The sequence below is a fragment of the Cohnella abietis genome (assembly GCF_004295585.1).
GTDB classification, from domain to species: domain Bacteria; phylum Bacillota; class Bacilli; order Paenibacillales; family Paenibacillaceae; genus Cohnella; species Cohnella abietis.
Genome location: NZ_AP019400.1, coordinates 5,447,355 through 5,458,576, shown reverse-complemented (window position 1 = coordinate 5,458,576; position 11,222 = coordinate 5,447,355). Strand labels below are relative to the sequence as shown.

Here is an 11,222-nt window from a genome sequence, read left to right as displayed (position 1 = left end):
GAGTGTTGTGCTTTTTACTAACGATCGATCTTCCGTAGCTCGAAGTACCTTGCTTGATTGGTTAACGGGAAATGTACGGTTAAGCTCCCAAGATACGAATTATAGGAAGCTGGAACGGCGAATTGTTCGCTTACCGGATAAATCTGGGTTAAAGTTGCTTCAGCTCCGTTCCATCCCGGGATTGTAATCTCCTGGTAAGGCTCTGCGCTCCCGAGTCTCCACACTGCCAGCAGCAGCCGGCCATCCTCTTCATCAGCGAAGCCCACACAGTTCCAGGCCTGCTTATTTCCGATCTGCACGAACCCCAATGGCCATACCGGATAGGATTGATGCAGGTATGAACGGTATTGCTTATAGAGATGGGTTCCTTCCTGAATCAACTGCTTGTTAAGGCTGTCAGCGGCATCTATCCGACCCGATAGATACATGTTGCCGCAGAGACCGTTGACCATGTTAAAAATAGTCTGTTCGCCGCTGCTCATGGATTCAATATAACTTGGCGTGTGGACGAGTCCCGGATTTCCCATTTGATCATATACCAAAGGATAGGGATAAGCCCAGAATTCCGCCTGCTCTGGCAGTACGGCTGCCAGCAGCCCTGAGATGATGGACGGGTTGTCGGCATAATGCTCCTGATCGGATGTGCTATGCAGATGGAAGTGCGACAGCATGCCGTAATCCGAGCGCATGCCGCCCGAACTGCAATTTTCTAAGAGTATATGGGGGTGTTTCATCCTTACTTCATCGATGAACGAGTAGAAGTCTCTCATATTCTGCAAAAGCCCGCTTGCTGCGGATTGTCCGTCTCTGTTGTCTCCGCTGCCTATGCAGTCGTTGCAGTCGTTGCGGATCAGGGTCGCTCCTAGATCAATCAGGGATGTAATGACTTGGTCGATATATTGCCTCACCTCGGGGTTGGAGAAGTTCAGGAACCATCGAGGACCGCCTCCGACCCGCTCCCCGTGACGCACAAGAAACCATGAATCGGGCTTATGCGCCAATGCGGCTTCTTCCCCGCATACTTCCATCTCGATCCATATACCGATCCCGAGATTTTTGCTGCGGATATAGTCGAATATTCCTTTCAGTCCCTGCTTTCCGAATCGATCCTTGCTCGGAATCCAGTCGCCTAGTCCTTGCCCCCAGTTCTGCTTTAAACTAGCGAACCAGCCTGCATCAATGCAGTAAAAATCGGCGCCGCAATCGGCTGCAGCATCAATCTGTCTACGTAGCTTCTCCTCAGTAGGATCAGCCCACAGACAGTTCATATAATCATTAAATACGAGGGGATAAACTGACATACCGGTAGGAAGAGCGGGCTTCAAAGTATCCCGCCTGTATTTGGTCAATTGCCGAATTGCCTGGTTGAATCCCCCTGTGCAGCAGCCGTAAGCAACAGGCACGGACTCGTAGGATTCTCCTTCGCCGAGTACGTGATACCAGCCGCCATATCTCTCATCTGCGCCATCAGCATGAAGGAACAGGCCGCCTTTGTTGATCGTACTGCCGCGGTATCCCAGTTCCAGATGCCAATTCGACGTTGTCTCAATCTGGGTGAACCACACTTTGCTAGTCTCCAAATCTTCAATAATCAACATGGGCAAATATCTACTCGTGCTTTGGCTGCCTACCGATGACCAATGAATGGAGGAGGCTGTTGGGTGGGTTGAAGTTGGATAGAGTCCCAATTCCTCCAGGCTGCCGCTTCGCCATTGCCCTTCTCCATTCCATGTCTGCCGGCAATAGTGTACTTTTATTTTTTTCGAATGGCTCCAAGGCCTTATCCCATCTCCGGCAATCCCCTGTGGGCTGGCTGAAGACAAATGTGTGATTGTAATCGGCTGCTCAGATAAATTGCGCACAATGGTTCGCTGCCGGATTACGGATACTCCGGGTATAAATTGCATGTGGACTTCTACTGTAAGGTTAAGCTTCTCATGTACATACCCAAGCAGCAGCGTATCTCCCTGAATTTCTTGCGTTGTCATCTTCATTTCGTCAGGCAATCCTGTCATCCCACTGACCATGGAGGAGAGTGTCCCATAAGGCTTGCCTGCAATACTTAATTGAAAGGGGGGAGCTGGACGGGGCGGCACTATCCCCTTGAGATTGCTTGCGGTATTGAGCTCGCTTTGCCATAAGCCCTTATCAGTTTGCTCGAAACCAAGCGCCAGTTGCTCATGAGTTAATGTTAACGAAGTTACGTCGGAATAAGATTTCAATTTGGCAGCCCACTTTCTTTTGTGCTATATTATATAACTGTTAACAGTTATATAATATATTGATTACAGATATAATACAACGACCTGGGTCTGAAAAAGAGGAGAAATTAGCGATATCGGCAAGAAGGTGGGATATATCAGCTTCTCGTATTTCAGTTCAATCTTCAAAAGCGTATATGGCAGTACACCATCCCAATACAGGGAAAGCGGAGCAGCGGATTATGATGATGAGAAAAAATCTTAGCTTTAGGCAAAAGCTGATTCTGTCGTATTTCTCGATAGCTATCATTCCGTTGGCAGTGCTGGGTGTATTTGCTTTTAACCAATCAACTGCTGCACTGAAAAATCAGGCCGTGGGAAATAGTAAGAATTCCAGTGAGACTATGCACAACAATCTCCAATACCGTCTCAAGAATTACAACAATATTATGGATATTATGTCATTCAATACGAAGATCCAGCAATTGTTGAGTAATCATTACACTAGTCCTGCCATGATGATTGGTGATATTAAGGATTTTTTGGAGCCACTGATGTCTAATCTGCTCAACTTCACGGATGAAGCTGTCCAGCTTACACTCTATACCCGTAATGGTCTGCCGGAAGTAGGAACCTATCTGCTGTCCGAGGAGCGATTGGCCGAAGAAGTCTGGTACAAGAAAGAGAAGCCTGATTTAGAAACCCGATGGATTGCGGATGAGAGATATCTGTATGCGGTACGCACGATCATTGATATGTATAATACCTCCTCGTTAGGAACGCTTGTATTTAAGCTAGACAAGAGCCTAGTCTTCGGGGAACTCGGGAATCTGGCATCCAGGAGCTATTTGTGGACTATGTCGGGGTCCGATCAGCGGATCATTACGACAGACAGTAATCTTCCTGTGAATACGATGGAATTGCTCATTACAGCAGCATCCAGCGGGGAGCAGGTGTTTAAAGTTGACTCTAGAAAATGGCTTTCCGTCTCACAACAGATTACCGGGACAGACTGGACCCTTAAGCTACTTGTGGAGCTGAACGATATATATGAGCCTTCAAGTCATATTCTGCAGGCTGCCCTCTTCATTATACTTGGTTGTACTGCTATTCTTCTGATTCTCATGGCAATCTTCTCGCACTCCTTGACCCGGCGCATTGAGACGCTGAATAAAGCGATGGAAGAAGTAGAAGCGGGCAATCTGAACGTAAAGGTACTGACTCGAGGGCAAGATGAGATAAGTGCCATCACCAATAAGTTCCGTAAGATGCTAAAGCGCTTAAACCAAATGCTGATCAGTGAATATCAGAATAATATTGTGCAGAAGGAGCTTAAGCTAAGGGCTTTATATAATAGTATTAACTCTCATTTTCTCTACAATAGCCTGTCCACAATTAATTGGAAGGCGATCCGTTCGGGAGTGGAGGATATTAGTGAGATGACTACCAATCGGTCCACTTATTATAGGACAACTCTAAATCACGGCCGTGAAATTATTTCAGTTCGTGATGAGATATCTAATGTTCAGGCATATCTGGATATTCAACTGATGATGCACGACCATCGATTTAGGGTGGAATATAGGCTTGATCCCGCAGTGTTCGACTATGATACGCTGCACTTGATTCTTCAGCCGGTGGTAGAGAATTCTATTAAGCACGGTCTTGAGGATCTTGCAGGAACAGCTGGCATTATTCGTGTATCTGCAGTCATTGAGGAACAGATGATTATTTTTCTGATAGAAGATAATGGACCGGGTATTACACCCGAGCGATTGGAGGAGCTGAACCGATTCGAATCGAAGGGTTATGGCATTCGCAATGTGGATGAGCGAATCAAGCTATTCTTTGGCCCTCAGTATGGCCTTTCACTGTCCAGCGAACCTGGTAAAGGCACGAAGGTCAAGCTGAGCGTTCTCGCTTACAAAGAGAATACCGATATGAAGAATGAGATAATGGCATAAGAATTGAGACAATGGATACGATTCCTTCTCACTTATAATGAGAGCATTATAGGCAAGCGGGAGGAATAATCTTGTTTAATGATTTGGTTGTCAACAAAGAATGGCATGCGTCGCGGATCTGGATGGATAAGGACACGGACAATGATAGAAGGAAAGGGCCACAGCCGGAAATCATCTATTTCCGCAAGCTATTCAGTATTGCTGATCCCGCTGGCTTGAGTCTGATCGTGGATCTGGCAGCGGATAGTCGCTACAAATTGTATATTAACGGGCAATATGTAACAAGTGGTCCTAGTAGAGGCGGTCCCTGGACACTGTATTATGATACCCTCGATTTATCCGATCGGTTGCAGTCTGGAATTAATGTAATTGCCATTGCAGTCGTACACTACAATGAGAACAGCCCAAGGCCGATGTCTGTATTTAGTTCAAGGGATGGTGCATTACTGCTTCAGGGTATGCTATTCGACGACAATGGGACATTAATGGAAGATATCTCATCGAATGCCACATGGAAATGCTTGAGGGACAGTGCCGTGCATTTCATGGACGAGCATAATACTTGCGTAGGGGGAGGAGAGAATATTGATGGTACTCGTCTTCCCCATGGATGGACACTTGCTGCTTACTTGGAAGACTCCTCTTGGCTGGGGGCAGTTGAACGTCACAATTCGACAGCACCTGATCACGGTGGCCCAGTTCCTTCTTTATCTCTGCTTGCCCCTCGGCCTATTCCGTTCATGTGGGAGGTGGAGCGTGCATTCAGTAGAGTGATGCGTGGTGATTGTGGTATATCCGGAGAAGGAGAGTGGGCGGGGGAACAGGCCGCTTCTATTACCCGTTGCCTCTTGCAACGAGAGGCCATCGTATTGAAGCCCCATTCGACATTTTGGGTGGAGTTGGATGCCGGGGAATTAACAACGGCATTCTTGGAGCTAGCCGTTAGCGGCGGCGAAGGCAGCCGAATTGACTTTATCTGTTCGGAAGCCTATCAGGATGAAGAGGGACGTAAAGGCATACGCGATGACTATATGGGCAAGTCACTGAAGGGTTATGAAGAGTCCTATCTCGTGAAAGGCAGCGGGGAATATGGGGATGAAACTTACGAGAGGTTCCTCTACCGCACATTCAGGTTTGTCCATTTGCAAATAACTGTGCTTCATGCGCCGTTAACATTAAAGCGAGTTAGCTATAGGGAAACAGGGTATCCGCTTGATCTTCAGGCCGAATTTGCCTCCTCGGATGTATCACTCCAGCCGTTGTGGGACATCAGCATTCGTACACTACAGCGCTGCATGCATGAGACCTATGTAGACTGCCCTTATTATGAACAGCTTCAATATAGTATGGATACGCGTCTGCAAATTTTATTCACTTATCAGATTAGTGGGGATGATCGCCTGGCCCGTAAGGCTATTCATGATTTTCACAGCTCACTAATGCCTAGCGGAATTCTCCAGAGCCGGTATCCCGCAACCAATCTTCAGATCATACCCGGCTTCGCACTCTATTGGATCATGATGGTATTCGATCATTATGAATATTTTGAGAATGTAGAGCTGGTAAAGCGTTACAGGCCGACGATGGATGCGGTATTGGATTGGGTCGATCGACAAATCGGTGCAGATGGCCTCGTCGGACCTGCTCCCAGTAGCTATTGGCCTTATGTGGATTGGGTTCAGGAGTGGGAAGAGTCACGGGGCGTGCCGGCTTCCGGACAGCGAGGGCCCATCACAGTCTATAATCTCATGTATGTCTATGCGCTAGAGAAGGCAGCCCTGTTGAATGAACTCACAGGTAGACTAGACACTGCTCGAGACTATCGGGAGCGTGCCGGCTCCATTCAGGCTGCTGTTGTCAGCAATTGCCGTGCTGCAGGGAAACAGTTGATTCAGGACGCACCCGGGGTTGAAGAGTATAGCCAGCATGCCCAAATCTGGGCGATTCTCTCGGGCACGGTCAATGGAGAAGAAGCCAAAAGTCTGGCTCGTGCATTAGTGGTGGATTCCTCCCTATATAAGGTTTCCTATGCGACGTCCTTTTTCCTCTTTCGGGCATTGTCCGCTGCGGATGCCTATGACGATGTATATCCGAAATGGGAGATGTGGAAGGAACAGGTCAAGCTGAACCTGACAACATGGCTGGAGGATCCGGTATTTGAGCGCAGCGATTGCCATGCTTGGGGTGCGATTCCGCTCTATGAATTTCCGGTGGAAGTGCTGGGGATTCAACAGGAGGGATACGGCTATCGGTCATTCAAGATCGCACCTAAGCCCGGTCCACTAAGCTGGGCCAAAGGGAAAGTAATAACTGCTGCTGGAGCTGTGGAAGTGGATTGGGAATTTACTAATAGCGGACAATTCCGAATCAGAGTAGCTGGGCTTGGAGGCTGTCCGACTAAAGTTGTTATGCCGGATGGCTGTATCTACCAGATTGCGGGTGAGAATGGCGTGGAGCTCTTTCATGACCTTATTACTCATGAATAATCAATTTTCGTAATGAATTTATAAGATAACCATACAAAGGGGCTATCCCATTAGTAACTTGGGGCAGCTTCTTTTTGGCGCGTATGGAAATATCCTTCCAGTTCATCTCGGAATGCTGCTTCACGAAATCTACTTTTTATTTTACGAAATGGGGGAATTAACATAGCCTTAACAGCTTATTAACGTGGGGAGCATACAAGACTGATAGATTGGGGTAACAAGGGGTGATGAAGATGGAACAATTAGAGCATTCGTCCTTTACGGCGTCACAGCCTGTTCTTGCAAGCGATAGATTTGGATGGGATAAGCTTGAGGTTTCTCAATGGTATAGCCCGCAGCAGGCATTCGTCCCTTCGTCGGAGTCTAAGTATTTGATTGGCATTCATTGCACAGCCTACTATGAAAATTACTATACGATTCATATTACCCCGTGTAACGAAAGTATCCTATGTCCTTGGGGAAAAACCTCCCTCTATTTTCTGAAAATTGAGATTAAGCCTTCAATCCTCGAGGAGATTGCTCGTGAATCTGGTTTTCTGACAGAAGGCCATATTCAATTGGATCGCAAATTTCACGTTAAGGATTCCAAGCTGCTACAGCTAGGGCTTTGGATGCTTGAGGAATTACAGAATGATGGAGCTAAAGGAAAAATATATAGTGATTCATTATCTAATATGTTGATCATTCATTTGCTACAGCACTATTCTTCGGTTATTCCCCAACATTCAAATAGTAAAACACCAGCAAACCAAGAAATCTTTCAAGTTATTCAATATATGCGTGAGAGCCTGGAAGAGGAAATTCAACTGACTGAGCTAGCCTCAATGGCAAGTATGAGCCAGTCCCATTTTATCCGTATTTTCAAACAGCAGACCGGGTTTACGCCGCATCACTATTTAATTCGTTTGAGAATCGAACGTTCGAAATTGCTTATTCGCTCTGGGAAGATCGGCTTGAAGGAAATTGCCACACAGGTTGGCTTTGCCGATCAAGGACATTTTACTCGACTATTTAAGCGTGAAACAGGAGTTACCCCTAAGCTTTACGCTAATCAAATTTCAGCGAAATCGCATCACACCATTTATTGATTTATTTTGGTGAATGAGAGTTTTGTTCAAGAAATGAAGTGTTTTATTCAATAGGAGGGTAAGTGGCAAGCCCTACAATAAGATTAAAGCTAAGGCGCCAAGATGCCGGCTGCAACCTTATTAGGAGGAGAGAAGGGTACGATTCACAACGCAACGAGCTTAGGCAAGTAGGCAACTAATTTGAACAAAACTTGAAAGGGGCTACCAATAAAATGTTAAAGCAATCAAAGTTAATATTATTGTTATCGCTTTGTGCAACGGCGGCAATAGCAGGATGTGGCCAATCAAATAATACTTCAACTGAAACGGGCGGCAATGCCTCTCAGCCTTCTGCAAGCACTAGCGCTTCCCCAGAGGTTAAAGAACCAGTAGAAATCACATTCTATTATCCCGTTAACGTTGGCGGTCCACTAACTAAAGTGATTGATTCTATGGCTAGCACATTTATGGATCAGCATCCTGATATTAAGGTTAAACCGGTTTATACAGGTAACTATGGCGATAATACGGTAAAAATCCAAGCGGGTGTTCAAGCTAAGCAGCCACCTGATGTAGCTGTTATGATGTCGACGGAATTATACAGCATGCTGGATATGAACGCGATTATTCCACTTGATGATTTCATTGCGAAAGACGCAGATATTAAGATGGATGATTTCTATCCTGCCTTTATTGAAGATACACAGTCGGAAGGCAAAACATACAGCCTTCCATTCCAACGGAGTACGATTGTTATGTACTACAACAAAGAAATGTTTAAGGCTGCAGGCTTGGATCCGGAAAAGCCGCCTACAACATGGGATGAGCTTGTAACTTATGCTAAGCAATTGAACAAAGATGGTCATGCTGGCTTAGAAATTCCAGGGAACGACGATTCCTACTGGATGTTCCAAATGCTTGCTCGTCAGCATGCTGCTGATCCAAAGCAAAACATAATGTCCTCCGACGGTAAGAAGGCTATGTTCGATACTCCTGAGAACGTTGAAGCATTGCAATTCTGGTTAGACCTTTCTCGTAAAAACAAGGCTATGCCAGAGGGTGTAATTGATTGGGCAACAGTACCGACTGACTTCATCGAAGGTAAAACAGCGATGATGATGCATACGAGTGGTAACTTGACGAACGTAAGAAATAACGCCAAGTTCGAATTCGGCGTGGCGTTCCCTCCTGCAGATAAGCAATTCGGATCCCCAACGGGTGGCGGTAACTTGTACATTTTCAAGGATAGATCTCCTGAGAAGCAAGCAGCAGCTTTTGAATTCGCGAAATACATGACAGCTCCTGAGCAAGCTGCTTTATTCAGTAGCTCATCTGGTTATGTAGGTGTACGTAAATCCGCTTACGATACGGATGCAATGAAGAAGTATACGGCAGATTTCCCGCAAGCTCTAGTTGCACGTGATCAACTGGAATATGCGTTCAGAGAGTTGTCGACTCATAACCATGGTAAGGTGTCTACCGCGATTACAAATCAGATTCAAGCTGCTTTAGCTGGTCAGATCGATGCGGCTGGCGCACTTAAAAAAGCGCAAGAAGAAGCAGATCAAGCGCTTGCCCCATTTAATAAGTAATTAGTTGCTACAGCGGTAAGGGATTAACAATCTTAATGCGCCAGGACAGCAAGCACGCTTGTCCTGGCGCATTCCTTAAGGAAGGACTGAATGAACATGGTTCCCGGATGGAGTGAGAAGCTCAGACGAAACGGATTCGGCTGGGGGCTTGTATTACCATCGCTCCTATTTCTCTGCCTATTTACCTTCTACCCTATGTTGAAGTCCGTTTGGCTTAGCATGTATGAGAAAAATTTAGCGACGCCTGAACCGTTATTCGTTGGATTCGACAATTACGTAAACCTGCTGAATGATCAAGTTTTTAAGAAAGTATTTTTCAACAATATATGGTTTGCAATTGGAACAGTTCCGGTCTCATTAGTCCTTGCCTTCTTGATGGCACTATTTGCGGACAAGGCAATGAAAGGTCGTGGGCTTTCACGTCTCGCCTTTTTCTATCCGAATATGATACCAATGATCGCAGTGGCGAACATCTGGTTGTTTCTGTATACACCGCATTTCGGTCTGTTCGCAAAGCTAGCCTCTTGGATTGCGGATCAGCCGGTCAATTTACTTGGAAATCCGAGTACGGTAATGGGTGCATTAATCTTCATGATGGTGTGGAAGGAAGCCGGCTATTTCATGATTTTTTATTTGGCAGGCATGCAGCAAATTCCGAAGGACTTATATGAAGCTGCTTCGGTTAACGGCGTAGGGGCGCTCGCCGCAATACGACGCATTACCATTCCACTCACGATGCCGACTACATTGTTCGTAGCGGTTGTGGCCATTACGAATGCCTTTAAGCTAGTCGATCATCTCTGGATTATGACTAAAGGCGGGCCTAACAATTCGAGCAACCTATTGCTGTATTACATCTACGACACGACCTTCAATTTCTACGATCAGGGGATGGCAGCTACGATGACCGTTGTGATGATCGCGTTGCTGTTAGTTATTTCATCCTTACAGTTTTTTGGCTGGGATCGTAAAATCCATTACGAATAGGACGGAGCTCATGGACAATCAATTAAAGGTGCCACTGCTCTTGCAACAAAATAAACAAAACCCTTTAGAAGAAAATCGTGCTCTGCGCTCAGAAAGGCTGAGACGTCGAATCGTGAAGGTATTATGGCATATAATCGGCTTTTGCTTTGCAGCCCTATGGATCATTCCCTTAGTTTGGGTCACGAGAACAGCCCTACTTCCAAAGGGAACTGCCATTAGTTCAGGCTGGTCATGGGGTTGGACCTTCGATAATTTTATCCATGTGTGGCATGGAGCGCCTTTCGGGCAATTTTTCTTTAATACTTTACTTGTTTGTAGTGGGGTTCTTGCAGTCCAACTCGTCACTCTTACGATGGCTGCTTATGCATTCGCCAGAGTTCGCTTTGTAGGAAGAGATGTAGTATTCATGCTGTTCTTGGTGCAAATTATGGTGCCGCCTGATGTTTTGATTTTTTCTAACTACCAAGTGTTGAGTGAATTTGGCTTACTGGATACCAAGTTTGGAATCATGCTCCCTTACTTTGCTTCCTCATTCGGCGTATTTCTGCTTAGGCAAGCCTTCAAGCAGCTGCCCAATGAGCTGGAGGAAGCTGCACGTGTAGAAGGAGCTTCGCGTCTGCATATTCTGACACGTATTTTCGTTCCACTATCTCGCCCGATTTATATAACATTTGCTATTGTTTCGGTCAGCTTTCATTGGAATGATTTTTTATGGCCACTCATTGTTACTAATTCGGATGAAAATCGTCTATTGACCGTAGGTCTGGCTATGTTCGCTAAGTCCACCGAGTCTGGAGCACAATGGTCTGATGTGAGCGCAGCAACTTTAATTGTTTCAGCTCCGCTTATGTTAGGATTCTTAATGTTCCAGCGGCAGGTTATTAGTAGCTTTATGAATTCTGGGATTAAAGGGTAGGAGGATTAT

Annotated in this window: 8 protein-coding genes; 7 read left to right on the top strand and 1 reads right to left on the bottom strand. The window is 45.9% G+C overall.

Translation table 11 applies throughout. The features are described 5' to 3' along the window. Positions 1–17: 17 nt before the first annotated feature. A complete protein-coding gene (locus KCTCHS21_RS24165; protein ID WP_130614199.1) occupies positions 18–2,222 on the bottom strand; it encodes a glycoside hydrolase family 36 protein in 2,205 nt (734 codons plus the stop codon). Between the two features lie 106 nt (positions 2,223–2,328). Between KCTCHS21_RS24165 and KCTCHS21_RS32130 the strand changes: the two genes are divergently transcribed. The 7 genes from KCTCHS21_RS32130 to KCTCHS21_RS24130 all read left to right on the top strand — a co-directional run bounded on the left by KCTCHS21_RS32130 (position 2,329) and on the right by KCTCHS21_RS24130 (position 11,213). Beyond that, positions 2,329–2,466: a helix-turn-helix domain-containing protein gene (locus KCTCHS21_RS32130; RefSeq protein ID WP_130616681.1), complete on the top strand. Its 138-nt coding sequence runs from the start codon at positions 2,329–2,331 to the stop codon at positions 2,464–2,466. Next, on the top strand, positions 2,444–4,165 hold the full coding sequence (locus KCTCHS21_RS24155; protein ID WP_162309367.1) for a sensor histidine kinase: 1,722 nt from the start codon (positions 2,444–2,446) through the stop codon (positions 4,163–4,165). Before KCTCHS21_RS32130 ends, KCTCHS21_RS24155 begins: the two co-directional genes overlap by 23 nt. Before the next feature lie 71 nt (positions 4,166–4,236). After that, positions 4,237–6,651: an alpha-L-rhamnosidase-related protein gene (locus KCTCHS21_RS24150; protein WP_130614194.1), complete on the top strand. Its 2,415-nt coding sequence runs from the start codon at positions 4,237–4,239 to the stop codon at positions 6,649–6,651. Between the two features lie 233 nt (positions 6,652–6,884). Further along, complete coding sequence (locus KCTCHS21_RS24145; protein ID WP_157994113.1) at positions 6,885–7,739, top strand: helix-turn-helix domain-containing protein; 855 nt, start codon at positions 6,885–6,887, stop codon at positions 7,737–7,739. Between the two features lie 212 nt (positions 7,740–7,951). Next, the gene (locus tag KCTCHS21_RS24140) at positions 7,952–9,310 is read left to right on the top strand and encodes an ABC transporter substrate-binding protein (protein WP_130614189.1); all 1,359 of its coding nucleotides are present in this window, start codon (positions 7,952–7,954) and stop codon (positions 9,308–9,310) included. 96 nt (positions 9,311–9,406) lie between these two features. Beyond that, the gene (locus KCTCHS21_RS24135) at positions 9,407–10,297 is read left to right on the top strand and encodes a carbohydrate ABC transporter permease (RefSeq protein WP_130616680.1); all 891 of its coding nucleotides are present in this window, start codon (positions 9,407–9,409) and stop codon (positions 10,295–10,297) included. A gap of 10 nt (positions 10,298–10,307) precedes the next feature. Continuing rightward, positions 10,308–11,213, top strand: coding sequence for a carbohydrate ABC transporter permease (locus tag KCTCHS21_RS24130; RefSeq protein ID WP_130614187.1), 906 nt, complete (start codon positions 10,308–10,310; stop codon positions 11,211–11,213). The last annotated feature ends 9 nt before the right edge of the window (positions 11,214–11,222 follow it).

What these genes read in the sequence shown, in the direction of transcription:
- KCTCHS21_RS24140 (WP_130614189.1), top strand. Translation starts at nt 7,952, where the DNA reads ATGTTAAAGCAATCAAAGTTAATATTATTGTTATCGCTTTGTGCAACG.
- KCTCHS21_RS24135 (WP_130616680.1), top strand. Translation starts at nt 9,407, where the DNA reads ATGGTTCCCGGATGGAGTGAGAAGCTCAGACGAAACGGATTCGGCTGG.
- KCTCHS21_RS24155 (WP_162309367.1), top strand. Translation starts at nt 2,444, where the DNA reads ATGATGATGAGAAAAAATCTTAGCTTTAGGCAAAAGCTGATTCTGTCG.
- KCTCHS21_RS24130 (WP_130614187.1), top strand. Translation starts at nt 10,308, where the DNA reads ATGGACAATCAATTAAAGGTGCCACTGCTCTTGCAACAAAATAAACAA.
- KCTCHS21_RS24145 (WP_157994113.1), top strand. Translation starts at nt 6,885, where the DNA reads ATGGAACAATTAGAGCATTCGTCCTTTACGGCGTCACAGCCTGTTCTT.